Source organism: Vibrio cionasavignyae (assembly GCF_050337155.1).
GTDB classification, from domain to species: Bacteria; Pseudomonadota; Gammaproteobacteria; order Enterobacterales; family Vibrionaceae; genus Vibrio; species Vibrio nomapromontoriensis.
Map to the genome: position 1 here is coordinate 1 of NZ_JAKJSR010000023.1, position 26,985 is coordinate 26,985.

Genomic DNA, 26,985 nt, shown 5'->3' on the forward strand with positions numbered 1-26,985 from the left:
CCCGAAGGGTCAATGTTGTCGTTTCCGCTCGACTTGCATGTGTTAGGCCTGCCGCCAGCGTTCAATCTGAGCCATGATCAAACTCTTCAATTTAAGATTTTGTCGGCTCAATGAATACTGACTTCAAAACTGTCCCTTACTTAAAAAGTAAGAAGTAATTTTAAAGCTATTATCGTTCCAACAGAACGATAATGAATTTTGACTGTGTGACAGTAAGCGAACTTACTACCCTTAAGTCACGTGTTCATTGAAAACCATTTTACTTCCGAAGAAGTGGTTTATCTCCGCTCAAAGCAGAAGTAAACATAATGATTATCATCAACAAGTGTCCACACAGATTGATATAGGTCTAAATTTTTAAAGAACATTTCTAACGTCTTCGTCGCTTGGCGTCTCGTCGTTAGGGGTGCGTATCTTACGCTTCCCGACTGGAGAGTCAAGATGTTTTTTCAAACTTTCTTTTCTACTCCAAACCGACTCGCCAATGTGACTTTCGTCTCACTCCGTGTCGGTGAGGCGGCATTATAGAGATCACTCAACTGATGACAAGTGTTTTTTCCAAATTAATTATTGTTTGCTCAAAATGCCATCAAGATGCTTTTTTCTTGATTAAAATCCAACATTTGAAATACATCACATCAATTAATTGGAAAAATCCCCCTCAACTACGTAATATTCTTATATCTATTTTTTAACGATAGATGTCATTATTCGCAATTAAGAAAAGTAGTATTTAAATATGGATTCTAAAAAATCAGTCTTTCTGGTGATCGCTGTTGCCGTATTAGGGGGAATCATCTTCTCTCAACTTACAGTTTCGCCAGCTCTCGCATTTGTTGTTGGTGTGGTTGCCACTTTTTTCGTCGTAAAGCTTTCAACCTCCGCACCTAAGCAAGTATCCGAATCATCGAATTCAACTAAAACTCTCTATGTAGGGAACCTACCGTATAAAGCTAATGAGTCTCATGTAAGAGATCTATTTGGTGAATACGGGGAGGTCTTTGCTGTGAGGCTAATGAAGGATAAAAGAACAGGTAAACGCAGAGGCTTTGGATTTGTTGTTATGGCTAGTTCTGATGTCGATGCCGCTATCAATGCTATCAACGAAAAAGATTACATGCAGCGTACATTGAAAGTTCGTGTCGCTAACGACCCTAAACACCCTGAAGGGGAAATAGTTGAATAGGTGTAAAGCCTAACAATTGTACTGCGTTATTTAGTGCCGCCTCCTCTACAGGGGGCGCACTACAAAAAATACTCAATAGCCCTTCTTCCGTCTCTTCCTCTGTTTCTCCTAAAAGACTCGCTACCCTTCTTGCTATAGCTTCACCAGAATCAATCAATTCAACCTTATCACCGAGTGCGTGACCGATCTCTTCTCTTAATAGAGGAAAGTGAGTACACCCTAAAACTGCTACATCAATATTGTTGTTAAGTGATGAAAGGATCTGCCCGATCTCACTTTGGTCTATAGCACGGCCTCTCAGTTTATCTTCCGCTAACTCAACTAAACGAGTTGAACCAATAAGCTTAACTTCTCTATCTGTTGAAAAGTCACGAATCAGGTCTTGCGTATACTGTCTTGTAATTGTGGCCGGAGTCGCAATCAATGCTACCGCGGTCTTCGACAGTATTGAGGCTGGCTTTATTGCAGGAACGACACCAACAACGGGAATAGATGTCTGCTGACGCAAATGAGGCAACACTATCGTACTCGCCGTATTGCAAGCGATTACGATAATATCAATCTTCGTCACCGACACCATTTGCTTCACTAATGCGCAAGTTCTAGTAATTAAGACATCTTGAGCCAATTCGCCATAAGGGTAGGCTTCATTATCAAACAAATAGATATAATTCTCGTTAGGCAATCGAGCATAGATCTCTTTAAAAACTGAGAGTCCACCGACACCAGAGTCAAAGATGAGAATATTTTTCTTGGTTATTTGATTCGACATAACAACAAAACTTTAGCGATATTGCCGCTAATCATACTGACAAGCATGGTTAGCGTAAACCTGGTTAATGTTAATCTGACACGACACGGTAGCGAAGATGGCTAAATCGCTCGGCGGTTTCAATGCCGCAATGCTCCAGTTCGATTGAAGACGAAAAGTATTGAGAATGAACTACTAAGGTATGAAACTCCCCATCCTCGCCACAAGGGTCAACATGCTTAGGTAGATTATCAATTAGCTCTTGAGTATAAAACCGTCCACAGATGGACTCTGGTAACACGTTGCGATCCACCGTCACCATTACCGTTTCAATGCCACGCTGCAGTATTTCTTTCGCCAAGGTATAACTGTCTTCTCCCAGTAGCGGAAAAATAGCCTCATAACCCGCCGGTTCGACATAACTCTTGCGGTAATCAACAATGCCGTTACAGAACATGTCACCAAAGGCGATGCCATCAACTGGCAATCCAGATGTTTGTATTCCTTGAATCACTTTAGACTGATAGATCTCGTTACTAGGAAAGACGGCCGGCAACTCTATGGCTACGAGCGGTAGACCTAGTCTTTGTGCTTGCATCTCTACGACAGATAATGGCGTCACTTGAAAAGGGACTTCACCATTTACGTGCGTCGTGTACAACCCTACTACATGGTAATCCTCAGACTCCATTAACCTTTCTAGGGTTAGCGTAGAATCTTTTCCTGATGACCAGCTGATAATAATGTTTTTTTTCATATTACGTCTAAATCACGCCACCACTAGGCAGTGACGTGATTATTAACCACTTATCCTAAAATAGAACCGTTGCCGAAGCATAGAATGTGCGACCCGGAGAGCGATAGCCTTTCGCTGTCTCATACTCCTCGTCAAACACATTATCTATACGACCACGAACAGCAAGATTATCTGCTATCCAATACGATACCGCCGTATCCCACAAACTTGTTGCCGGTAGATAGTCGCTATCTGTCGGATTCATTGTTGGCAGATCAAGTCGCTTGCCAGTGTAGATATATGTCAAACTTAAATCAAAATCACCAAGCGCTGCTTCACTAATCCATTTGAAGTTTTCTTTAGCTCGTCGCGCTAATTGCGTGCCATTAACATCTTTGTGATCTTTATATTCGGCTATCAGAGTATGGTGGAAGGGACCAGTATCAAAACGACCTTCAACTTCTAGCCCTTTAATATCCGCATCGACATTATACGTTTTACCGAATGGGTTACCTGGCACGGTGTACCAAATCAACAAGTTATCGACTTTGTTATTGTACGCTGATAACTGCCAATCCAAAAAGCCAGTCAAGCCTGTAATCCCGATCTCTATATTGCGAGAATTTTCTGGCTCTAAATCTGGGGTAGTTGTTAAGCTATTAAAACTCGGTGCTTTAAATGCAGTGCCAACACTCGCATAAGTACTATAGTTTCTCGCAAAACTATATTTTGCAGCCAATGACCAAGTTGAATAATCATCGTATTTATCATGCTTATCATAGCGAGCATTTGCTTCTATAGAGACTTTCTCATAATCAGCTCGACCAGAAATATATCCACCTATAGTATCACGCGTTTCTCCTGCAAGTTTATGAGCACTCCCCCAACTCATCGCATCATCAGAGAGAGTTTCTTGTCTATAGTCAATCCCACCGCCTAGAGCTAGAACTTCGTTTAATTGATATAAATTGGACCACTGGGCATTGAGTGCACCAGTTTGACTATGCGTGTCCGCATTAGCAGAACCTACTGACTGAGCATAATCGCGCTTTTCAATTAAGGTATAATTTAACGTAAGGAACGTTTTATACGCATCTCTATCGAAATCTAAACGTCCAGATACACTCTGGTTGTCAACTGAACCCTTTTTCACAGTCCCGTTACTATTATACTCACCAATACTATCAAACCAGCGATAATCGATTAATCCACTCCAATTTCGATTAAATTCGTGCTTATAGCCAAGGTGTAAGTTGCGGTTTTCATAACCATAATTAGTACCATCAGGTACTGCTTTAAAGTCGTAGCCATCAGTTTTCTCATACCCACCAGCGATCTGAATATGACCTTTATCATTTATCTTTGATTTGGCCACAAAATTAGCATCTTTACCGTTATGGCTCGCAGCACCAACATTTATCTGTTTTCGTTCATCATTAGATTCAGTACGAGTAATGATATTAATCACACCTCCTATTGCATCGGAGCCATAAATAGCTGCACTTGGCCCACGAATCACTTCAACTTGCTCAACCAAGCCGACAGGGAATTGATTTATTGACATACTGGTCGTATCGCTACTGTAACGAATACCATCAATCAACATCAAAACATGGTTGCTATTTGTTCCTCGCAAATAGATCGATGTAGCTTGCCCACGACCTCCATTTTGAGTGATTTCAACACCCGGTAGACGCCTTAAAACATCAGACATACTTTTAGCTTGAATAACTTCAATTTCTTGACGAGTTACGACACTAATCGGGGCGATGACAGACGCTTCGTTTTGCTCAAAACGATTAGCTGTCACTACCATCGTTTCATTAGCGGTTTCTTGGGTTGGCTTTTCTTGCTCTTGCGCCCGTGAAAAAGAAGCATAAGAAGAGAGCGATGCAGCCACTGCTATCGCCAAAATAGATTGGTTCATTGTTATATTGTCCTAATCGCGTAAGTCCTTCCGAGTCGCTCACATTGGTTATTGAGTGAGCAGCTTGGCTGCTGGCAGGTATTCGGACTTAAGAGCACTAGGAACATCATGTTCCTAAACCTATTAACTCGACTTCCCGTATGCAATACAGTGTCTTATGAGTGTTCGTTCTCTTTTACCGCTGCGCGTCAGTTCTGGATTTACACCAGATTCCCTTTTCAGTGAGATTCCTTTGTCATTCTCACACCAGCTAAGCGGCATGGTATTAACAACATGATAATTTGTCCATAACAGATTGAACTAAGCTATAGATATACAGCCCTAATAAAAGACATTTCTGGGAAAAACTGGACAACGCCGGGAGATTGAATAAAATCTGCCCTCCTTTAAAAACTCATTACCGACGATAGGCAACTATAATGGCAAACCTCGACTTCACACCAGAAGGCTACCAAATTCAGCTCGACGAAAAATCTCAACGACTGATCGACATGATGGCGCCTTATTCTGCTCCTGAACTCGAAGTCTTTACTTCTCCTGAGAAGCACTATCGCATGCGTGCTGAATTCCGTGTTTGGCACGAAGGTGAAGACATGTACTACGTCATGTTCAACCAAGAAACTCGTGAAAAGTATCGTGTCGACCAATTCCCAGCAGCGAGCCGCCTCATCAATGATTTGATGCCGCTCCTTATCGATGCGATGAAAGGTAATGACGTTTTACGTAAGAAGCTATTCCAAGTAGATTTTCTTTCCACGCTCAGCGGTGAGATTTTAGTTTCCCTGCTTTATCACCGTCAGCTGGATGACGCTTGGAAGGTTGACGCTCAAGCGCTGAAGCAAAGATTGAATGACGAGGGCTTTAAACTCAATCTAATTGGTCGTGCCCGAAAAATGAAAATCGTACTAGACCAAGACTACGTGATGGAAACGTTGCACGTAAACAATCAGCCATACCACTACCAACAAGTTGAAAACAGCTTCACACAACCCAATGGTCCTGTGGCGCAGAAAATGTTGGAATGGGCAGTAGATTGTACACAAGAGAGCAAAGGCGATCTGCTGGAGCTTTACTGTGGAAATGGTAATTTCTCTCTTGCTCTGGCACAAAACTTCGAGCGTGTTCTTGCGACTGAACTTGCCAAGCCTTCTGTTGACTCTGCACAATTCAACATTGCAGCAAACCACATCGATAATGTGCAAATTATTCGAATGTCAGCAGAAGATTTTACTGAAGCAATGGAAGGAAAGCGTGAATTCCGCCGCCTAAAACAGCAAAATGTCGACTTAAGAAGCTACAACTGCAATACGATTTTTGTCGATCCACCCCGCTCAGGAATGGATGTAGACACATGTAAAATGGTGCAAGGCTACGAACGTATTCTCTACATTTCGTGTAACCCTGAAACCTTAAAAGACAACCTTGACCTCCTTGGTGAAACACACACTATTACTCGGTTCGCACTTTTTGACCAATTCCCGTTCACACATCACATTGAAGCGGGTGTCATGTTAGAGCGCAAAGTTGACTAATATTGTTCAACTGCCAGAAATAAAAAAACGAGCCATCAGGCTCGTTTTTTTATTTCTATATTCAACTTAGGCTTCTTTCATGATGTAACCTAATTTCTTACCAATCCAGAAAAGCAGCACCAGCACGACAATAATCGCGAAGAAGTTGCCACCTGCATCCGGATACTGCGCCTTAGTAAACGCAGAGTGTCCAAATGCCCCAACAAAAAATGCCGCTAGGCCAACCATAGGAAAATCTTCAGGAATCGGATTTTTTAGGTACTCTTGATAAAGCGCCTGCAGTGATAGCACGAGTGCAATCAAAGGAAAAATAGAGAAAGTCATTTCGCTAATCGTCAACCAAGACAACATAGCATTACCACACATACCAGCGATAAGTGCTAGTACCAGTGTTTTTTTACCGCTGTTACTGCTTTCAGAGGAAATTTCTTTAGACATCAGTTCGACCCTTCTTTTAGACGGTTTCGTTCACGTTCTTTACGGTACCAGTGTGCGCCCTTGGCCACGATTCTTAATTGGACAATCAACCTTTCAGCGAGTTCATATCTTTCCGCTTTACTCAAATCAAGTGCTTCAGCACCTGAACTGAATACCAGAATGACCGACGCTTCTGCCTGGGCAAATGCTTCATCACGATCCATACCAGTACTAACCAAATACTCAGTCAGCTCTGCAGAAAAGTGCTGAATTTCCCTTGCTACCGCGGCACGAAATTCAAACGACGTGCCCGAACGTTCTCTCAACAATAGTCGGAAAACATTTGGACTACTCGCAATAAACTCCATGAAAGTTTCGACCGAAGTGCGAATCACACTGCCTTCTTTGACAATACGTTGGCGCGCTTGTCGCATTAACTGCCTAAGCAGTAAGCCCCCTTCGTCTACCATGGTGAGACCCAGTTCATCCATGTCTTTAAAGTGACGATAAAAAGAAGTTGGGGCAATGCCCGCTTCTCGCGCCACTTCACGCAAGCTCAAATTGGAAAAACTGCGATCAGCACTTAACTGGCTAAACGCAGCATCAATCAATGAACGACGCGTTTTTTCTTTTTGTTGTGCACGGATTCCCATTGATTTCATACTTAACCTAGGTGTACTTGTTGTTTACCGCTCATGGCGGTAATCGAGGGAGAGCCAGTAATATAACGCGAATAGTGATTTTGTATAAGTGTAGGGAAAAGGATTTTTACTAAAACCTTTTACAACTCTCACTTCAGTTTGTAACCAATCACAACACATCAAAGTGATAATGCTATTATCTAAATCTCTACTGCGCTGTAATTTCAGTGCAAAGTCCGTGATCATTCACACTGTATCGCCTCAGATCCGTTTACCTGCGTTAATAATCCGTTAGAATCTCGATAACATAAATTTACGCGATGTTAACCAGCAATAACGTTAGTCCACCTTAATTAACGATATGCCCTCCCACTTTCCTCTGGCGCTTTAAAGCCAATATAGGGTATTGCTTGGTATTACCGCGAAACGAGGATTATTTTATGAGTCGCTCCAAACACTTTGATGCAATCGTTATTGGTAGTGGTCCTGGTGGCGAAGGGGCTGCTATGGGTTTGACCAAAGCAGGTCTAAATGTCGCGATCATAGAAAAAGAAGCCAGTGTCGGCGGCGGATGTACACACTGGGGTACCATCCCATCTAAATCCCTGCGCCACGCCGTAAGTCGAATTATCGAATTCAACAGCAACCCCCTATTTTGCAAAAACAACACCAGCTTGCATTCGACCTTTTCCAATATTCTCGGTCATGCGAAATCCGTTATCGACAAGCAAACTCGCTTGCGTCAAGGCTTCTATGACCGCAATGAGTGCACGCTTCTTTTTGGAACAGCACGCTTTACTGACGCAAATACACTAGAGGTCACCAAGCAAGACGGCACTATTGATACTTATTCTGCGGATAAATTTGTTATCGCCACAGGTTCACGCCCTTATCGCCCTGATGATGTGGATTTTGACCACTCGCGTATCTACGACAGTGATTCCATTTTGTCGCTAGAACACGACCCTCGTCATATCATTATTTACGGCGCAGGTGTCATTGGTTGTGAATACGCTTCCGTTTTCCGTGGGCTTGGCGTGAAGACCGACCTCATCAATACCCGAGACCGATTGCTCGCCTTCCTTGATAACGAAATGTCTGACTCATTGTCCTATCACTTTTGGAACAGCGGTATGATGATTCGTAATGACGAGACTTACGCAAAAATTGAAGGTACGGAAGATGGCGTTATTGTCCATCTCAACTCTGGCAAAAAAATGCGTGCTGACTGTATTCTCTTCGCTAATGGTCGCACCGGTAATACTGATGCGCTCAACCTCTCCTCTGTCGGTCTAACACCTGATTCACGCGGTCAGCTAAAAGTAGATGGTAATTATCGAACAGAAATCGATAATATTTACGCAGTCGGTGATGTTATTGGCTACCCGAGCTTAGCGAGCGCCGCTTATGACCAAGGGCGATTTGTCGCCCAAGCCATCACACAAGGTGAAGCGGAAGGCACACTGATTGAAGATATTCCAACAGGGATTTACACCATTCCTGAAATTAGCTCTGTCGGTAAAACCGAACAAGAACTGACGGAAGCAAAAGTGCCTTATGAAGTAGGACGATCCTCCTTTAAGCATCTTGCCAGAGCGCAAATAGCCGGCAAAGATGTAGGAAGCCTTAAGATTCTATTTCACCGAGAAACCAAAGAGATTTTGGGGATACACTGTTTTGGCGAGCGAGCCGCTGAAATCATTCATATCGGGCAGGCCATTATGGAGCAAAAAGGAGAAGCAAATACCATCGAGTACTTTGTTAATACCACATTTAACTACCCCACAATGGCAGAGGCTTATCGAGTCGCCGCACTGAATGGGCTCAATCGACTATTCTAAGCGCTGCTCTAATCCTTCCTCATAAAATAGGACGATATTAATTTCGTCCTATTTTTTTAAATCAGTAACAGACTCGCACTTCACCTCATACCTTAAGCGGCCAAGAATGCCCCTTTACGCCATTGTTGGATAAAGATCACCGCAAGCCCAACACCGCGCATTAACATAAAGCTGATCATGGCAAACCATAACGCATGATTGCCCCATCCAGCCGACAGCGTGAAGAGCAGAAAGAAGCAACACGTCGCAATGAACATACTATTTCTCATCTCCTTCCCTTTTGTTGCACCTATAAAAATACCATCAAATAGAAAGCACCACATGGATACCAGAGGCATCGCAATCAACCAGGGTAAGTAATGTTGAGCTTGCTGCTGCACCGTCTCTATCGAAGTAATCAAAGCAATCAATGATGTCCCTGCAATAGCAAAAAGCACGGTCAACACGACACAAATAATGAAACTCCAAAAAAATGTCCCTACTAAGGACTCCACTAGCTCCTCCTTACTTTTTGCTCCCATCGCCTTCCCGACCATTGCTTCCATCGCGTAAGCAAAGCCATCCATACCATAAGAGATAATCATGAGAAAACTCATCAATACCGCGTTGGCTGCGACAATGTCATCACCAAAGGCCGCGCCTTGAAACGTCATAAAGCTGAATGTCGCTTGCAAACATAACGAACGTAGAAATATATCTCGATTTAGTCGTACGAAACGAGCAATATCTTGTGTCGCTTCCGCGTAGAGAGAAGTGAGCTTAGGTAAGTGTCGGCTTTTCCATGTTTTGGCGACACAAAGCAAACCAAAGAGACAACCACTATAATCAGCAATCACGGAAGCGAATGCCGCACCTTCCACCTGCCATTCAAAACCAATAACAAACACGACATCGAGCACAATGTTGATAACATTGGTAATCAGTACCATCCACATTGGCGCTTTCGAATTTTGGGTACCCAATAGCCAACCCAATAGAACGAAATTCATCAGCGCCGCTGGGGCACTCCAAGCTCGAATCGCAAAATATTGCGCGCCATAGTATTTCACTTGATCACTTGCACTGCTCAGTGAGAACACCACGTCAGACAACCACGAGTGAAATACTAAAAAAAGGGCGGCAAAACCTAATGCCATCAAACTGCCTTGCAAAAACACTAAGGCGAGCTGACGTTTATCCTGCGCTCCATAAGCCTGAGCGGTAAGTCCAGTTGTTGACATCCTCAGAAACCCAAGTAGCCAAAATGTCACACTAATCATCGTGCTACCTAACGCAACACCACCTAAGAACCACGCATGCTCGAGATGCCCAATGACAGCGGCATCGACAAGGCCAAGTAAAGGCACCGTAATATTAGACAGAACCATAGGGATAGCGAGCAACAATACCCTACGATGTAAGGACATATTAAGTAAAAGCGAAAACGGATTTGATAGCACACCAACCTCGACACATCACCATTGCAATCATGGCAAACAACCACAGCAAAGAGGTAATGGTATCGCTAATCCTAATGGGTAGACAGTATGAAAAAAATTATTACGCTATGAAGCTGCTGAATTACCACTGAATATTGATAACATTGGGTGTCAATCTATTCTTGTAGACGGGTAATTTAGCAAGAACTCGCTGCCAGCGACTCCAACGCTGGCAATGCTGATCTATTGGGGAAATCAGAGTAGCTCGGTGAATCCATGGCAGCCAATTCAGCAGAGACTGAGTAGGCCTTTTAAAACCGTGTTGATACTCTTCACAGCCCATTCTCTGACCCAAACGGTTTTGACTCAGGTCACCCGCTAATACAACGCACGCTTGAGCGTGTTGAAAATGGCAACCAATAGACTGAACAAAATGTGCCACTCTATTCTCTCGTCGATCCAAAAGCGCTTGCTCACAAACCACCAAAACGGGTTGGGATTGTTCGCTCGGCAACTCATGAAGCCAAGTCATGTCATCGATCGAACCACACATCAGTTGATAACGTTCACTACGATGAAATAATCGTTGGCGCCAAACTAAATGTTCATTGGTATCCACTTCTATCCAGCGACAACGGCCATTATCGAGTCGATAAAAACGTGTGTCTAATCCAGCCCCAACATTAATAACTAAACCATTAGGGTTCGACTCCAAGAAACGTCTAACTTGCAGGTCACAGATTTGCGTCAAAGTCGCGTGCAGCAGCTGCCCTTGGTCGACGTTACCAGATAGACAATCGGAGGCAAGATGGCACCGACGGCATGCATACGCTGCGATAGGATCATAGACAAGCCCATCATCCAGCAAGCTCTCTCGGCTTCTAAACCATAGCGGCCTAAGTAACTTGGTCGGTACATTTAGCGTTTTTGTAACTGGTTGCTTGTGAGTCGTCATTTGCACATCCCCTGTAGATGAGCAAATGATAATCGATCTCAAATGCAGTCGCAAGTTAAATGATATTAACTCTCATTTAGCTTTATGGATATGTAAAAAAAGCGACAGGATAACCTGTCGCTTTCCATCGCCATTTGGCGAAATCGGTCGGCACTATTAATGCCTCACAAATATCCATTTGTTATTCGTGCTTCCACTGCTAATTCTTATTTGTCATCATCCTGATGCGTTTTCATATTCCCTAGCAAAACCATCTGCGAGAGTTCTTCCTAAACCCTGTCCCTTAATTTTCTCAGCCTTGAGAGAGGTCACCATCCCTGTAAACCTGAACTCCAAGTTCAAGTTTTCCATTTATTCTTCTTAGCTTCCTAGCCAAGCATCCTTGGTGGTCATCCTGACACCAAATCCATCTCGCAACACCCTGTCGACCCGGACTAATTTACCCGAACCAAAGACGAAAACAACCGCTTGAAAATAATTATGAGCCATCATTTCTCGACATCGAATTAAAACACTATTATTCAATCACTTAGACACAAAGCACTAGTAATCAGCGATAGTAAGTATGGCAAATATCTCACACCACCCTCAGAAAAGCATCATCTATGGTACTCACCTCTCTACAGAAATATGTGCACGATGCCTAGAAATAACAAAGCCCTTCAAATGAAGGGCTTTGTTAGCTCGGATACGGGCAAAAAGAAACAGACGTTGGGCTCACGTATTCTAAACAGTGTCGGGCAATCTATTAGTGCAAACCACCAACGTACTTCGACAATGTCGTAATATCTTCATCGTTCAATTTCTTGGCGATATCTCGCATCATGGCGTTCATATCGTTATTTCTATCGCCACTGCGGAATTTTTCCAACTGGGCTTGAATGTATTCGGCATGCTGACCTGATATTTTAGGGAAACCAGATAGCTCGGTGCCGTTACCTCTTGGCCCATGACACGCGATACATGCGGTAATACCACGCTCAGCATCACCAGCCGTATAAAGGGTCTTACCTTGTTCAACGACATTTTCTGGCGTGCTATTCGCTGAAATGGGCATTGATGCATAGTAGGCAGCCAAATCAGCCATATCTTCTTCAGATAGCGGCATTGCCATACCACCCATTACGGGATCGTAACGACCTTGCTTACCGGCACTCGTCATGCCCAGTTTTAGGTCTTTCAATTGTTTTTCGATGTATTTTGCGTGCTGGCCTGCAATTTTAGGGTACATCGTCAACTGACTGTTACCGTCAGTACCATGACAAGCAACACAAGTTAGGGATTTTGCTTTACCAGCTTCAATATTGCCTTCAGCCCATACTGAACAGCTGGCTACAAGACTCAAGATTAGCGCTAATTTTTTCATGACATTCCATTATAATTATCAAGCTTCCAGTACCACTTTCCATCAGAGTTACACGTTTATTATTCGTTTGACGAGCAAAATAAGGTAACTCGGGCAATTAACACCGTTCATGGTACAATGTGTGGCCATATGCCGAGCACGGTTATTTTACACAATTTCACAAAAAAGTAATCAATCGACTACACAAAGTCGAGATGGAGTTAACAGTGAGCGTAAAAATTCATTATCAAAACACGCATTTTATAACAAGTGCGCCCGATATCCGTCACTTACCAGAAGATGAAGGTATCGAAATTGCGTTTGCAGGACGCTCCAACGCAGGTAAATCGAGTTCATTGAACCGACTTACCAACCAAAGAAGTTTGGCTAAAACCAGTAAGACACCTGGTCGAACTCAGTTAATCAACCTCTTCAAAGTGGATGAAGGCTGTCATATCGTCGACCTACCGGGATATGGTTTTGCTCAGGTTCCATTAGAATTGAAGAAAAAATGGCAGCGTTCGCTTGGTGAGTATTTACAAAAACGCAAATCCTTAAAAGGATTAGTTGTTCTCATGGATATTCGTCACCCAATGAAAGATCTTGATCAGCAACTCATTGTTTGGGCAGTTGAATCCAATATCCCAGTGCAAGTGTTGCTAACGAAAGCAGACAAACTAAAAAGTGGCGCTCGCAACGCTCAAATTCTAAAGATTCGCGAGCAAGCAGAAGCTACGTTTGATGGTGACGTACAAGTAGATGCATTCTCATCACTGAAAGGGATGGGGGTCGAACAACTTCGTCGTAAACTCGATACGTGGTTTGCTCCAGCATTTGCACACTTAGAAGAAGCTGAAGCACAAGACGAAGACGCCGTCCAAAAGCCGTCTGAATAATTCGTTGTAATTTCCCAACGATAGAAACAAAACGCCCCGCCGTCCTGGCAGGGCAATGGGAGAGAGAAGATTTAGTTATTGTTTGATGTAAGAATTCATCAAGATAACTATTTTTTCAATTCAATGGTCTATAAAATGTGACCTCCTCGGCTCTCCCTCTCTTTACTTCCTCGTAAACCACACAAAGAAAAACTGATTCTATTCCATATTTTTCAATATCTTAAAAACACATTTCCGCAAACTTCTACAGACTTGATTTCATACTGAAATTATCAATAGTGTGAAGGTGATTAAATTACAAAACGATAGATAATAAAGACACATGAATGGTCTAAAACAACGAGAAAATAAAGGAAAAGCGGGCTGAATTAATTTTTTCTTTCGCACAAGAAAAAACGCCCCAGTCAAATACTGACTGGGGCGGCTGAATCAGCCTAATCCAATAACGTGAAACAAAAGGTCTGAAAGATAGAACATCTTACCTCTGTACCCTACACGACCAATGTACAACAACTGATCTAAAAATGAAACAGATTTTGTAGTTTTTTTTCACCATATTTTTATTAACCAACGAAATGAATCAAACGAATATCGCTTTATTCTTGATACAAAAAAGCCAGTGTTTGTGCGCTGGCTCATGATTTTTATCTAATAATGGTCAATAACTGTCTAATGAGCCTGATCCCAATTGTCTCCATGACCAGAATCGGCAACTAACGGTACAGCAAGATCTGCTGCAGATTCCATCAACTCTTGTATTTTACTTTCAATTTCGCCTAAGAATGACGATTCCACTTCAAATACCAATTCATCGTGAACCTGCATTAAAATACGAACCTTTCCATCGCCTTCATTTTCAACCCACTCATCAACAAGCAGCATCGCTTTCTTAATAATATCGGCCGCTGTGCCTTGCATTGGCGCATTGATCGCTGCTCGCTCTGCCGCTTTACGACGCATGGCATTACGAGACTTAATTTCAGGTAAGTGCAGACGACGACCAAAGATCGTTTCCACATAGCCATTTTCAGACGCGGCGGAACGAGTATCTTCCATATACTGCATCACACCAGGATAACGCTCAAAATACGTATCCATATACTCTTGAGCTTCGCGGCGTGGAATACCTAATTGCTTCGACAAACCGAATGCACTCATCCCATAAATCAAACCAAAGTTGATCGCTTTCGCTCGGCGGCGCTGTTCTGTCGATACCTGCTCAATATCAACCCCAAGAATTTCAGCCGCGGTAGCAGCATGAATATCTTTGCCCAATTTAAAAGCTTCCAGAAGTGCCGGATCACCGGACAAATGCGCCATAATTCTCAGCTCAATTTGAGAGTAATCGACAGCCAAAATCTTCCAACCGTGCGGTGCAACAAACGCTTGACGAATCCGACGCCCCTCTTCATTCCTGATTGGGATATTTTGCAAGTTAGGATCGGTCGACGAGAGACGGCCTGTCGCTGTCACCGCTTGGTGATATGACGTATGGACTCTGCCTGTTTCTGGGTTAATCATCTTCGGTAATTTATCGGTATACGTGGACTTCAATTTTGCTAAGCCACGATACTCTAAAATTAGTTTTGGTAACGGATAGTCCAACGCTAACTCTTGCAACACTTCTTCATTGGTAGAGGGTGCACCTGATGGCGTTTTCTTGATCACGGGCAGTGCCATTTTCTCAAATAAGATAGCTTGTAATTGCTTCGGCGAACTAAGGTTAAACTCTTGACCAGCCACGTCGTAAGCTTGCTGTTCGAGTTCATCTAGTCTAACGGCTAGTTCTTGAGATTGTGCCCCCAATAACATATCGTCAATGAGTACGCCGGTTCGTTCGATGCGTGACAGTACAGGAACCAGTGGGACTTCTATCTCTTGATAGATCCGCTGAAGGGCTTCATTTTTTTCAATCTCACTGTTTAAACGTTGATGCAGTCTTAGCGTCACATCTGCGTCTTCCGCGGCATAAGGCGAAGCTTCATCTAATTCAATCTGGTTAAATGTCAGCTGAGACTTGCCCTTACCTGCAATTTGTTCGAAAGAAATACAGCTATGCTGTAGGAATCGCAGTGCCAGACTATCCATGTCATGCTTACCACCCACACTGTTGTAAACATAAGACGCTAACATGGTGTCAAATTGAATACCTTTCAGCTCGATATCATAACGAGCTAATACACTGGCATCGTATTTCAAGTTCTGACCCACTTTCTTTAGACTTGGGTCTTCAAGTAGAGGCTTTAACTGTGCAAGTACCCAATCTCTATCAAGTTGCTCTGGTGCGCCCATATAGTCGTGCGCAACAGGAAGGTACGCAGCAACACCTTCTTCAGTAGCAAATGACAAGCCAATAAGGTTCGCCACCATATAATTAAGGCTGTCGGTTTCAGTATCTAAGGCAAATACCGAGCTCGACTTAAGCTTTTCAAGCCAAGTAGCAAACTGCGCTTCGGTTAAAATCGTCTCATATTCACTGCGATCAATCGTTACCGCAGACACATCCATATCAGAGTCAGAGTCTTTCGAAGAAGCAGAACCAGATGCTGAACGAGAGTCCGCAACAACCTCACCAGTGCCACCTTCTAGCAACTCATTCAACCACGACTTAAACGTCAACTGAGCAAATAAGGTCGTCAACTCGTCGGTATTTGGCGTCTGTTTCAGTAGCTCATCTGGTTTGTAATCAAGCTCAACATCAAGTTTTATCGTAGCGAGTTCATAAGAAAGCGTCGCGTTATCTTTATGCTCTACCAGCTTTTTAGCCATCGTTTTCGACCCGCGGAAACCGAGGGCTGCGATATCATCAAGACGCTCATAAATACTTTGGATACTACCGATACCTTGCAATAAAGCGGTGGCGGTCTTGTCCCCAACGCCGGGTACGCCTGGAATGTTATCAACTTTGTCACCCATTAAGGCTAGATAGTCAATAATCAACTCAGGTGGAATACCAAACTTCTCGACAACACCTTCAACATCCATGACGGTATTCGTCATGGTATTTATAAGTGTCACATTCTCATCAACCAATTGAGCCATATCTTTATCACCAGTACTGATTAGTACCGGCATACCGGCTTGAGAAGCTTGGTGAGCTAATGTTCCAATCACATCATCTGCTTCCACGCCGGGTACACAAATCAGTGGTAACCCCATCGCTCGAATAACATTATGCAGCGGCTCAATTTGGCAACGAAGATCATCAGGCATAGGGGGACGATTCGCTTTGTATTCAGGATACATATCGTCGCGGAATGTTTTGCCTTTAGCATCAAACACAACCGCAATACGATCAGAGGCAAATTGTCGCATCATGCTTCTCAGCATATTCACAACACCATAAACCGCATTGGTGGGGATCTCACCGTTACTCATCGTTTCAGGGTAAGCGTGAAATGCGCGATAAAGATAAGAAGAGCCATCAATAAGAATCAGCGGGTTGTCTGGTATATGAGCCATGTCTAGTCATCCAAAATTGGGGGATTTAGTCTAAGGATGCCACGTCTGTTTACACTATGCTATGACCTTTCACTGGTTAGATACACAGCGCTCACCTTTTAGTAAGGTAATCTCTCCCCTCGCCTGTGGATAAGTCTGTTTATAGTGTTGTTAACGCTTGACAATAACTTTACAAGCCACTAAAAAAAACACAGGTAACATACTGTTTTAAAAGGAAAATAATACAGATCAACCACAATGGAGATGATCCTTAATAGATCACGCAATGTGGAAAACCATTTTGGCGGGAAATCTCATGGTATAGAATACAGTGCTGACAAGCTGTGTAGATAGAACGAGCAAATTTTAGATAGAAAAAAAGCGACATCATAGATGTCGCCTAGCAAAATAGAGGGATGGGCATCTCAAAACTGAGTACATCTACCCTACCAAAAGCTATAAATACACTGGAAGCAATGTGAGCAATGTCGTGTCAAAAACGAATCCATTCCGCTGATAACCTCTACCCTAAAAGCACCGCTTAAAAAATAGGCTTATCTGGAGTGTTTCCCCTTAAGACGAGACTAATAATAATCATTCTCATTTAAATCGTCAACAACTAATTGCGAATTATTATCATTTAATTAGCCGTGCTTTTATTTCCACTGCCTAGCGTTTTGATAAACATGATCCGTGACTCTATCAAAGGCGTCCTTTGTTCATATCCCTCGATCAAGTAGCCATTTTTGAGCAGCAATCTCAACATTGAAGGAAACTGATTTCTGGATTTGACTGTAATGGCTTGGTAAGACTGTGCCGTCACCCAGCGTTCTTGCCACTCAAGTAACGCCTGTGCAACCCCGAGTCGACGAGCGTGACTTGTCACCCCCCCAAACCAGCTATAAAAAGTGTGATTATCAATTTCATAACCAATTTTAAACCCAAGTAGCTCGCCACTGCTTTCTGCCACCAAAACAAGGCTGCGTCTGTCACTTAAACGAGATGCTAAGCTCTCTACACTTTCCTTATGAGAAAACTCATCTATGGTCGCAACAATTTCAGCGACTTCTTTCAAGCTACCTTCGCGAATCAACATACCTTTCTCCCATAAAAAAGGTCGGCAGATGCCGACCTTCATGACACACTAATACTTCCACTTAACGAAGGTGACTTTTTGCCTCACCATTCGTTTCAGCAAGCCATTCTGCTACATCTTTAGCAAAATAGGTAAGAATGCCATCGGCTCCCGCTCGCTTGAAACAAACCAGTGATTCAAGCACCGTCTCGCGCTCTTTAAGCCAGCCATTTTGAATCGCGGCTTTGTGCATCGCATACTCACCCGAGACTTGATAGGCAAACGTCGGCACCTGAAGTTCAGATTTCACTCGGCGTACCACATCAAGATATGGCATTCCTGGCTTCACCATCACCATATCCGCCCCTTCATTGATGTCCATTGCCACTTCGTGCAAGGCTTCATCACTATTGGCAGGATCCATCTGGTAATTTTTCTTATTTCCCCCTTTCAGGTTCGATGCTGAACCGACGGCATCACGGAATGGCCCATAGTAGTTAGATGCATATTTTGCTGAGTACGCCATGATTTGAGTATGAATATAACCCGCTTCTTCTAGCGCCTCACGAATTCTTCCGATACGTCCATCCATCATATCAGACGGGGCAACCACATCAGCCCCTGCTTCAGCATGCGACAACGCCTGCTTGATCAGCACTTCGGTTGTCTCATCATTTTGTACATAACCATCATCGTCAATAATGCCATCTTGACCATGAGTAGTGAACGGGTCCAAAGCCACATCAGTAATGACACCCATATCTGGTACGTTTTGCTTCAGTAACTTCACCGCGCGTTGCACAAGTCCTTCTGGATTGTAGGCTTCAGCTGCGCAGATACTTTTGGCATCTTGGTTGACGACCGGGAATAGCGCTATTGCTGGCACGCCCAACTTTGCTAAGTACTCGGCTTCTTCCAGCATCAAATCAATAGACAGGCGTTCAACACCTGGCATCGACTCCACCGATTCACGACGATTTTTACCCATCAAAATAAACATTGGGTAAATCAAATCATCGACAGAAATCTGGTTTTCCGCCATCAAGCGACGGCTAAAATCGTGCTTGCGCAAACGGCGCATACGTCTTGCTGGAAATTGACCTTGAATCGATACAGACACTTTGTGCTCCTTGTCTGGAAAATGCGAAAACCAAGCATAGCACTCTCAATGCTGCATGCTAGTAGTAATACTGGAAAATGCCGATCCACATTCAATTGCATCGCCCTATATATTGTATCGGTTGATATCACGACAGTGATTTTCGCCGCAAGAACTTGTGTATATACTTACACCATCATTTAGACAGTAAAGTAATCCTATGATCGACACCCATGCCCACATATACGCCGAAGAGTTTGATGCAGATAGAGATGACGTAGTACAACGCGCACTTGCTGCTGGCGTAGAAAAGATCCTCTTACCGAACATCGATTTAGCATCAATTGAGCCTATGCTCGCCACCGAAGCGGCTTATCCATCCATTTGTCGTTCAATGATGGGTCTGCACCCCTGTTACGTCGATGGTAATGTCAAAGACACCCTCAACGAGATCCATGCTTGGTTCGATAAACACAACTTTATTGCCGTGGGTGAAATTGGCATCGATCTCTATTGGGATAAAACTTACAAAGCCGAGCAAGAATATGCCTTCATCACCCAACTCAATTGGGCTAAAGAGCGTAACCTTCCCGTTGTGATTCATACTCGAGATTCCATTGAAGAAACTCTTTCGCTGCTTAGAAAAGAACAAGACGGTACATTGAAAGGGGTTTTCCACTGTTTTGGCGGTAGCTTAGAAGAAGCAAAAGCGATCAATGAATTAGGCTTTCATCTAGGCATTGGTGGCGTTTCAACATTTAAGAATGCGGGTATGGATAAAGTTATTCCTGAGCTCGATGCAAAGTGGCTGCTTCTTGAGACTGATTGCCCCTACTTAGCGCCAGTCCCGCATAGAGGGAAACGCAATGAGCCTGCCTATACCTCTTTGATCGTTGATCGAATGGCGCAGTATAAAGAGACCGATAAGGCATCGCTGATCGAGATGACAACAGGCAATGCAAAAGCGCTATTTTCGCTGTAACTATATAAAAAGCATATACAAATATTGAATTAACATCACAAAAAGATAGAACAACACAAGGGCAACAAGTAGAATACTCACCCATAGCATATTGGTTGGTCGTCATACCAACTTCTGAGTCATATTAGGTAGGTGAGTATGTGCGAACACGGCAGTTTATTACAACGACAAAAACGTACGCTTTGGCAACGATTAAAGGGCATTAAAGAAATTTATATTTGCTCAGGGTGCGGCCATACGGTCATTGTTAGATAGCCGACCCAACTCTACGTCTACAAAATCAAGCCACCGTCATCAAAGGTGGCTTTTGTCTATCTAATCCGAGCTATCTGTTCTCATATAACATTCCAAGACTGATTCAGCCGCCCTAGGCTCAATTCACGACTGACATTCAGCATCGCCTGACAAATATATAGTCCTCACACTTAATCCAAACCCCATTCACTCCATTTATATCAAATTGTGACATTGCTTCCAAATTGGCATTCCCAGTCAATCTAACTGTCAATAGAATGCATTGTCGATGCCGCCCAGTAAGAGCATTTTATGGACAATACGGAGATAAACATGTGTGAGCACGGAGCCTTGCTACTACGCCATAAGCGTTCCATTTGGCAAAAGCTTATTGGAATAAAGCAAATCTATATTTGCTGTGCATGCGGCTATACCATCAGGGTGAAAAGTTAAAAAAATAGCGGCTCAATCGCCGCTATTTTTATTTGTCTTTGATTTAATCTTCGTCTTGCTCTTCTAACTCATCATCTTTACGAGTGTAGAACCTAGCAAAGAACAATCCGACTTCGAACAACAAACACATTGGAATCGCTAACAATGTTTGTGAAATCATATCGGGTGGCGTTAGCATCATGCCGACAATAAACGCCCCAACCACAATATACGGGCGCTTCTCTTTCAAGCTTTTTACATCCGTTGCGCCAGTCCAGCACAATAAAATGATAGCAACGGGTACTTCAAAGGCGATACCAAACGCTAAAAACAGCGCTAACACAAAATCGAGATAGCTCGATATATCGGTAGCAAACTCAACACCACCCAATGAAATGGCAGTAAAAAAGCCAAACACTAAGGGAAAGACCACAAAGTAGGCAAACGCCACACCACAATAAAATAGCAATGAGCTAGAAAACATCAACGGCATGACTAAGCGTTTTTCATGCTTGTACAAGCCTGGCGCAACAAACGACCATACCTGATGCAATATAAAAGGTACGGATATAAATATTGAAGCGATGAGCGTTAATTTAAGTGGCGTAAAAAACGGCGATGCCACATCGGTCGCAATCATCGTTGCCCCTTCAGGCAAACGCTCAACGAGTGGTTTGGAAACAAAGTCGTAGATATCGCCAGAGAAATAAATCAAACAAATAAAAACAACCAGCACGGCACCAATTGCACGCAACAATCTGTTTCTTAATTCGAGCAAATGGCTAATTAAAGGTTGCGTCTGTTCAACGGTAGACATGAAAACCTCAAACAAATAAGAAGATGACTAAACTAAAGCAGGGCTATCTTCGATATATAAAAAATAAGAGCGGATTACCGCCCTTATTGCACTTTTTTATCTGGCGACTCAGTTTCCACAGGTTTAACCACCTCTTCAACGACTGATGAAGGCTCTGACGCATCTGGTGTGGTTGTTTTCACCTTGTCCTTAGCATAAGGACGAGTAACCTCTTGCGCAGCTTGCTTGAGTTCTTCTACAGAACTTTTCAGTTCTGGAGACAGGTCTTCCATGCCCATTTTCTCAGCTTTACGCAAATTTTCTTGCAACTCCTGAACCTTAAGTTCATGCGCGAGCTCGTCTTTGACATTATTTGCCATGCTCTTTGCTGAACTAATGAAACGAGAGACGCTGCGGATAGCAGTTGGTAAACGCTCTGGTCCAAGAACGACTAAACCAACCACCGATATGAGTACCAGTTCCCAAAAACCGATATCAAACACAGATTAAACCTGCTCTTTGTCTTTCTTAGTTTCCGTTGGTTCCGCTTGAGCTTCCGTTTTCTGTTGCTCAAGATTCTTCGGCTCAAAGTCCGCATCTTTTGTCTTAGACTTATCCGCAGACTCATCTTCGCTCATGGCTTTTTTGAAGCCTTTTACTGCACCACCTAAATCACCACCAATTCCGCGTAATTTCTTAGTGCCGAATAACAGTACAACGATGACAGCAATAATAAGAAGTTGCCAAATACTAATACCACCCATTTTCTTTACCTCGGGTCTTGATTAACAAAGAATAATAAAATTGAAGTTTATCGCTTAACGTCGATAACTACGCCAACTTAACAGCCAAAATGTGATACCGACAGCACCGGATACACCGGATAACTCTTGGTAAGACCCTTCTAGCAATATGGCTGAGCATACGATTAAAGTCGCACCAACGCCAAATAAAAATTGTCCAGTCGCATGTTGCCGTTTTGTTTCACGATACCCATGATAAAGCGTGTCTACACGCTGATTCATCATGCGACCTTGTTTCAAGCTATCGTACAGCAACTCTGGTAATTCAGGTAACTTTTCTGCCCAAAATGGCGCGCGCTCCTTAATACCATTAATAACAGCTTGAGGTCCCACTTGATTGGCCATCCACTTTTCCAAAAATGGCATCGCGGTTTCCCACAAATCGAGTTGTGGATATAGCTGGCGACCCAACCCCTCAATGTACAATAACGTCTTTTGCAACAACACTAATTGAGGCTGAACCTCCATATTAAAGCGACGAGCAGTGTTGAATAAATTAAGTAGGACATGACCAAACGAGATTTCACCCAACGGCTTAGCAAAAATCGGCTCACACACCATACGTATAGAGAACTCAAACTCATCCACATTCGTATCGGCTGGCACCCAACCAGAGTCCACATGCAGCTCCGCTACTTTTCGGTAGTCTCGGTTAAAGAACGCCAATAAGTTTTCAGCCAAATAACGCTTATCTTCACTATTTAACGTACCGACAATGCCACAATCCAAACCAATCCATTTAGGGTTCTCTGGATGCTCATAACTAACAAACACATTACCAGGGTGCATGTCTGCATGAAAAAAGCTGTCTCGAAAAACTTGCGTAAAGAAGACACTCACACCACGCTCAGCCAACAACTTCATATTGGTGCCATTGGCTTGCAAGGTAGGAATATCGCTTACTTGAATCCCATAGATTCGCTCGGAAACCATCAGGCTTTCACTGCTAAAATCCGGTAATACCTCAGGAACATACAGCTCTTCACTGCCTTCAAAGTTGCGTCTAAGTTGAATGGCATTGGCTGCCTCGCGACGCAAATCCAACTCATCTAGCAGCGTTTTCTCATATTCTCTTACAACCTGAACCGGTTTCAGACGACGAGCTTCTGGCAGCGCTTTTTCAACAATACGTGCCAAACGATACATCAACTTAATATCCGCATCGATGACAGGACGAATATCAGGGCGAATAACTTTGAGCACCACCTCGCGTCCACTTTCTTTTAGCTTGGCGGTATGAACCTGAGCGATCGACGCTGATGCGAGTGGTTGTACATCAAAGTCACTAAACCATTGTTCAACTGAACCACCCAATGCGTTTTCAATATGCGTCTTTGCCAACTCACCATCAAACGCAGAGACTTGGTCTTGTAGCAAAGCAAGCTGGTCAGCAATATGAGGGGGAAACAGATCTCGGCGCGTCGACATCATTTGACCAAACTTCACCCAAACCGGCCCCAATTCCTGCAAAGCTAAACGTAAACGCTCACCTAGGGGCTTTTCTGGGTGAGCATTTTTAATCCAAAATAGGGATTTTCGTGCTAGTAAAGGAGCCTTGGTTAACTGATGCGTTGGAACCAACTCATCTAAACCATACTCTAGCTGCACTTTGACAATTTGATATAACCGCTTCATTTCACTCGGAGTCATAGGGGCTCCGAGTTATCTTCTTTCGAAGCTGCAAGCGCATTCAACGCATTGGCTTCCAATAAACGCTCAATACGCACAGCAAGCTTGTCTGCCGCACTGCGCACATCATCCACTTGATCGCAAAACGCTGCAATTTCTAGTGGTGCAGGTGCTATTTTCCACTCTTCCGTCAGCACTTGTCCTAAGTGATCTTGATGCTTTCTTACTTGAGAAGAAACAAAACCAACCGCCCCTTTGGCACTTTGTACAAGGGTATGTGCAACGACATCGCCCGTCACACGAGATAACCACTCTTCCAAATCAGGCTTACAGTCAGTCATTAATTGAGCAAACTTTTGTGCCAGTTGAATATCGCCTTCAAGTTCAAGCTTATCTTGCTTAATCAAACGAGTGATATTGGCCTGCTCTCTTAGTTCAGGTAGCACAGATAAATTCAGCGACAGCGAACAATTCGCCACCCCTTCATAGTTCGCTAACACATCTAATTGATGGCTAAAGATAAAGGTCAGCGACTTATTGAACTCACGCAGGTGAATTTGGATGGCTTGACCTTTTAAACGAGCCACGCGTTTAACGAGGTCATCATCATCTTTAATCAAAGTATTCAGCGTGGTCTCAACCACCGCCGTCACTAGTGGATCAAATGGCATTTACCTATCCTTAGAATTTATAGCCGCGGTGCAAGGCGACAATACCACCGGTCAGGTTAAAGTACTTAGTATGTTCAAAGCCGGCTTCTTGCATCATCCCTTCCAATGTTTCTTGATCTGGGTGCATACGGATAGACTCGGCCAAATAACGGTAACTCTCGGCATCATTTGCCACAATTTCACCTATTTTCGGCAATAAGTGGAAAGAGTAGGCGTCATAAATTTTTGACAGCGGATCTAAGATAGGTTTAGAGAACTCTAAAACCAATAAACGACCACCCGGCTTAAGCACGCGATACATTGAACGTAACGCTTTATCTTTGTCCGTGACATTACGAAGGCAGAAGCTGATCGTAATACAATCAAAATAATTGTCTGGGAATGGCAGTTCTTCAGCGTTCGCTTGGACATAATGAACATTACCAACGATGCCCGTATCTCTTAACTTATCACGACCCACATTCAGCATGGAGTTGTTGATATCCGCCAAGATAACGTGGCCTTGATCACCGACAATACGTGAGAACTTCGCCGTAAGATCGCCCGTACCGCCACCTAAGTCAAGAATACGCTGACCCGGTCTTGCACCACTGCAATCAATCGTAAAGCGTTTCCATAATCGATGGACTCCGCCCGACATTAGATCGTTCATAATGTCGTACTTAGCGGCTACTGAGTGAAAAACCTCCGCAACACGCGTGACTTTTTCACCCTTAGAAACCGTTTCGAAACCAAAATGCGTGGTTTCATCTTGTTGATTTACTTGATTCGATTGCACGTTAGTATCCGTCATTATCCTTCCTCATACGCAGCGCAACATTACCCCGGCGCTGCCGACGGTCAGTTTACTTTATCCGTCTCTGGTTGTCTTTCCACCAACGCATCATTTTGTGCAATTTCTGTGATGGAGGAAGAAATTGAGCGTTTCACTTCCACACCCAGCTCTTTAAAGCTTTCAGCCTGACGAATGGCGTTTCCTCGCCCAGTCGCCAGTTTATTCATGGCACCTTGATAATTCTGATTCGCTTTATCTAATGCGCCGCCTAGTGCTTCCATATCATCGACAAACAATCTTAGCTTGTCATACAGTTTGCTTGCTTTATCGGCAATAATTTGCGCATTTTGATTCTGCCTTTCGTTACGCCACAAATTATCGATGGTACGTAAGGCCACCAACAGTGTGGTCGGGCTCACGACAATAATATTGTGCTCCATCGCATCTTTTACCAAACTTGGATCAGCTTGAATCGCGACCTGAAAAGCAGGCTCAACTGGAATAAACATCAATACGTAATCCAGTGAACGAATACCTTTCAGTTGGTGATAGTCTTTTTGTGATAAACCACGAATGTGATTTCTTAGCGCTAGTAAGTGATCGCGCAACGCCTGCTCTTTCTCTGTATCTAGATCGGCATTGAAATAACGCTCAAAAGCCACCAGCGCCATTTTAGAGTCAATCACAACTTGTTTATCTTGTGGTAAATGTACAATCACATCTGGTTGAAAACGCTTACCCGCTTCATTTTGCAAATTCACCTGAGTTTCGTATTCATGCCCTTCACGTAAGCCAGACTCGGCGAGTACGCGTGCAAGCACCACTTCTCCCCAGTTACCTTGCTGTTTGTTATCACCCTTGAGTGCCTGAGTTAAGTTCATCGCCTCGCGAGTCATCTGATCATTCAAGCGCTGCAGGTTTTTCAGTTCATGTACTAGGGTATGGCGCTCTTTCGCTTCTTGGTTAAAGCTGTCATTGACCTGCTTTTTAAACCCTTCAAGCTGTTGTTTTAAAGGCGTTAAAATACCATCAAGACTCTGGCGGTTCTGCGCATCCACTTTATTGCTATTGGCTTCTAACACTTGGTTAGCCAAGCGCTCAAATTGCTCTTTTAATCGCAACTCCGATTGCTCAAGAAGCTGCAACTTTTCGGTATCTGAACGCTGCTGCTGTTGAAAGGTGGCCAGCTGCTCGCGTAATTCGGTTTCCGATAAGGCGCGCGCCTGACGCACACGTTCAAGTTCCTCAGCATAGTGCTGACGCTCTTGTTTCACCGCCTCAAAATAGCGCAGTTTTTCCACCGCAGCCATCACCTTACCGTGGGCTTGTTTAAGCTCAAATGCCGATTTATCTCGCTCATCATCAAGCTCGTCTAACTCTTGCTTGGCTTCTTTTAATGCCTG

At 43.5% G+C, this 26,985-nt stretch carries 23 protein-coding genes, 1 rRNA gene, 1 pseudogene and 1 riboswitch; of the genes and pseudogenes, 5 read left to right on the plus strand and 20 right to left on the minus strand.

Going from position 1 to position 26,985, the window contains the following annotated elements; translation table 11 throughout:
• Positions 1-93 (minus strand): 16S ribosomal RNA (locus L4D74_RS18035); the annotation flags it as partial.
• A 646-nt stretch (positions 94-739) separates the two neighbouring features.
• Here L4D74_RS18035 and L4D74_RS18040 point away from each other — a divergent pair.
• Positions 740-1,186 (plus strand): RNA recognition motif domain-containing protein, encoded by a 447-nt coding sequence (locus L4D74_RS18040; RefSeq protein WP_428753764.1) that lies wholly within the window; start codon positions 740-742, stop codon positions 1,184-1,186.
• Here the strand turns inward: L4D74_RS18040 and murI are convergent.
• From murI to L4D74_RS18055, 3 genes are all read right to left on the minus strand, one after another.
• Positions 1,155-1,958 (minus strand): glutamate racemase, encoded by an 804-nt coding sequence (gene murI / locus L4D74_RS18045; protein WP_428753765.1) that lies wholly within the window; start codon positions 1,956-1,958, stop codon positions 1,155-1,157. The genes L4D74_RS18040 and murI overlap by 32 nt on opposite strands.
• A gap of 70 nt (positions 1,959-2,028) precedes the next feature.
• On the minus strand, positions 2,029-2,694 hold the full coding sequence (locus L4D74_RS18050) for a Dph6-related ATP pyrophosphatase (RefSeq protein WP_428753767.1): 666 nt from the start codon (positions 2,692-2,694) through the stop codon (positions 2,029-2,031).
• A 55-nt stretch (positions 2,695-2,749) separates the two neighbouring features.
• Positions 2,750-4,600: a TonB-dependent receptor domain-containing protein gene (locus L4D74_RS18055; protein WP_428753769.1), complete on the minus strand. Its 1,851-nt coding sequence runs from the start codon at positions 4,598-4,600 to the stop codon at positions 2,750-2,752.
• Positions 4,601-4,656: 56 nt separating this feature from the next.
• Positions 4,657-4,866: riboswitch (cobalamin riboswitch) on the minus strand.
• 153 nt (positions 4,867-5,019) lie between these two features.
• On the opposite strand from L4D74_RS18055, the gene trmA reads away from it, so the two are divergent.
• The gene (trmA, locus tag L4D74_RS18060) at positions 5,020-6,132 is read left to right on the plus strand and encodes a tRNA (uridine(54)-C5)-methyltransferase TrmA (RefSeq protein WP_428753770.1); all 1,113 of its coding nucleotides are present in this window, start codon (positions 5,020-5,022) and stop codon (positions 6,130-6,132) included.
• A 66-nt stretch (positions 6,133-6,198) separates the two neighbouring features.
• Here trmA and L4D74_RS18065 read toward each other — a convergent pair whose 3' ends face one another.
• A complete protein-coding gene (locus L4D74_RS18065; protein WP_265675213.1) occupies positions 6,199-6,570 on the minus strand; it encodes a YijD family membrane protein in 372 nt (123 codons plus the stop codon).
• Positions 6,570-7,211: an HTH-type transcriptional repressor FabR gene (fabR, locus tag L4D74_RS18070; protein ID WP_250618775.1), complete on the minus strand. Its 642-nt coding sequence runs from the start codon at positions 7,209-7,211 to the stop codon at positions 6,570-6,572. The genes L4D74_RS18065 and fabR overlap by 1 nt, the downstream gene beginning before the upstream one ends.
• A 419-nt stretch (positions 7,212-7,630) precedes the next feature.
• Here fabR and sthA point away from each other — a divergent pair, with 419 nt between their 5' ends.
• Positions 7,631-9,031 carry a Si-specific NAD(P)(+) transhydrogenase gene (gene sthA, locus L4D74_RS18075; RefSeq protein ID WP_428753772.1) on the plus strand — a complete coding sequence of 467 codons (1,401 nt, stop codon included), beginning with the start codon at positions 7,631-7,633 and terminating at the stop codon, positions 9,029-9,031.
• A 92-nt stretch (positions 9,032-9,123) separates the two neighbouring features.
• Here sthA and dinF read toward each other — a convergent pair whose 3' ends face one another.
• The 3 genes from dinF to L4D74_RS18090 all read right to left on the minus strand — a co-directional run bounded on the left by dinF (position 9,124) and on the right by L4D74_RS18090 (position 12,770).
• Positions 9,124-10,437 (minus strand): MATE family efflux transporter DinF, encoded by a 1,314-nt coding sequence (dinF, locus tag L4D74_RS18080; protein WP_428753774.1) that lies wholly within the window; start codon positions 10,435-10,437, stop codon positions 9,124-9,126.
• Positions 10,438-10,591: 154 nt separating this feature from the next.
• The gene (locus tag L4D74_RS18085; protein ID WP_428753775.1) at positions 10,592-11,404 is read right to left on the minus strand and encodes a class I SAM-dependent methyltransferase; all 813 of its coding nucleotides are present in this window, start codon (positions 11,402-11,404) and stop codon (positions 10,592-10,594) included.
• Positions 11,405-12,152: 748 nt separating this feature from the next.
• The gene (locus L4D74_RS18090) at positions 12,153-12,770 is read right to left on the minus strand and encodes a c-type cytochrome (RefSeq protein ID WP_265675209.1); all 618 of its coding nucleotides are present in this window, start codon (positions 12,768-12,770) and stop codon (positions 12,153-12,155) included.
• A gap of 194 nt (positions 12,771-12,964) precedes the next feature.
• Between L4D74_RS18090 and yihA the strand changes: the two genes are divergently transcribed.
• Positions 12,965-13,645 carry a ribosome biogenesis GTP-binding protein YihA/YsxC gene (gene yihA, locus L4D74_RS18095; RefSeq protein ID WP_428753920.1) on the plus strand — a complete coding sequence of 227 codons (681 nt, stop codon included), beginning with the start codon at positions 12,965-12,967 and terminating at the stop codon, positions 13,643-13,645.
• Positions 13,646-14,074: 429 nt separating this feature from the next.
• Here the strand turns inward: yihA and spfP are convergent, their stop codons facing one another.
• The 4 genes from spfP to hemB all read right to left on the minus strand — a co-directional run bounded on the left by spfP (position 14,075) and on the right by hemB (position 19,281).
• Positions 14,075-14,122, minus strand: coding sequence for a small protein SpfP (gene spfP / locus L4D74_RS25190; RefSeq protein ID WP_438356636.1), 48 nt, complete (start codon positions 14,120-14,122; stop codon positions 14,075-14,077).
• 192 nt (positions 14,123-14,314) lie between these two features.
• Entirely contained in the window at positions 14,315-17,107 is a 2,793-nt protein-coding gene (polA, locus tag L4D74_RS18100; RefSeq protein WP_428753776.1) for a DNA polymerase I, read from the minus strand.
• 619 nt (positions 17,108-17,726) lie between these two features.
• Entirely contained in the window at positions 17,727-18,182 is a 456-nt protein-coding gene (locus tag L4D74_RS18105; protein ID WP_428753778.1) for a GNAT family N-acetyltransferase, read from the minus strand.
• A gap of 61 nt (positions 18,183-18,243) precedes the next feature.
• On the minus strand, positions 18,244-19,281 hold the full coding sequence (gene hemB, locus L4D74_RS18110; RefSeq protein WP_428753779.1) for a porphobilinogen synthase: 1,038 nt from the start codon (positions 19,279-19,281) through the stop codon (positions 18,244-18,246).
• A 199-nt stretch (positions 19,282-19,480) separates the two neighbouring features.
• Here hemB and L4D74_RS18115 point away from each other — a divergent pair, with 199 nt between their 5' ends.
• Entirely contained in the window at positions 19,481-20,242 is a 762-nt protein-coding gene (locus tag L4D74_RS18115) for a TatD family hydrolase (RefSeq protein WP_428753780.1), read from the plus strand.
• A 730-nt stretch (positions 20,243-20,972) separates the two neighbouring features.
• On the opposite strand, the gene tatC is transcribed toward L4D74_RS18115, so the two are convergent.
• The 7 genes and pseudogenes from tatC to rmuC all read right to left on the minus strand — a co-directional run.
• The gene (tatC, locus tag L4D74_RS18120; protein ID WP_428753782.1) at positions 20,973-21,725 is read right to left on the minus strand and encodes a twin-arginine translocase subunit TatC; all 753 of its coding nucleotides are present in this window, start codon (positions 21,723-21,725) and stop codon (positions 20,973-20,975) included.
• Between the two features lie 83 nt (positions 21,726-21,808).
• Positions 21,809-22,207 (minus strand): Sec-independent protein translocase protein TatB, encoded by a 399-nt coding sequence (gene tatB / locus L4D74_RS18125; RefSeq protein WP_428753784.1) that lies wholly within the window; start codon positions 22,205-22,207, stop codon positions 21,809-21,811.
• Positions 22,208-22,210: 3 nt separating this feature from the next.
• Positions 22,211-22,468 carry a Sec-independent protein translocase subunit TatA gene (gene tatA, locus L4D74_RS18130; RefSeq protein ID WP_250618787.1) on the minus strand — a complete coding sequence of 86 codons (258 nt, stop codon included), beginning with the start codon at positions 22,466-22,468 and terminating at the stop codon, positions 22,211-22,213.
• A gap of 54 nt (positions 22,469-22,522) precedes the next feature.
• Positions 22,523-24,157 carry a ubiquinone biosynthesis regulatory protein kinase UbiB gene (gene ubiB, locus L4D74_RS18135; protein ID WP_428753786.1) on the minus strand — a complete coding sequence of 545 codons (1,635 nt, stop codon included), beginning with the start codon at positions 24,155-24,157 and terminating at the stop codon, positions 22,523-22,525.
• Complete coding sequence (locus L4D74_RS18140; protein ID WP_428753787.1) at positions 24,154-24,807, minus strand: ubiquinone biosynthesis accessory factor UbiJ; 654 nt, start codon at positions 24,805-24,807, stop codon at positions 24,154-24,156. Before L4D74_RS18140 ends, ubiB begins: the two co-directional genes overlap by 4 nt.
• A 10-nt stretch (positions 24,808-24,817) precedes the next feature.
• Entirely contained in the window at positions 24,818-25,600 is a 783-nt protein-coding gene (ubiE, locus tag L4D74_RS18145) for a bifunctional demethylmenaquinone methyltransferase/2-methoxy-6-polyprenyl-1,4-benzoquinol methylase UbiE (RefSeq protein WP_428753788.1), read from the minus strand.
• Positions 25,601-25,647: 47 nt separating this feature from the next.
• A pseudogene (gene rmuC / locus L4D74_RS18150) lies at positions 25,648-26,982 on the minus strand (DNA recombination protein RmuC); the annotation flags it as partial.
• Positions 26,983-26,985: the final 3 nt, after the last annotated feature.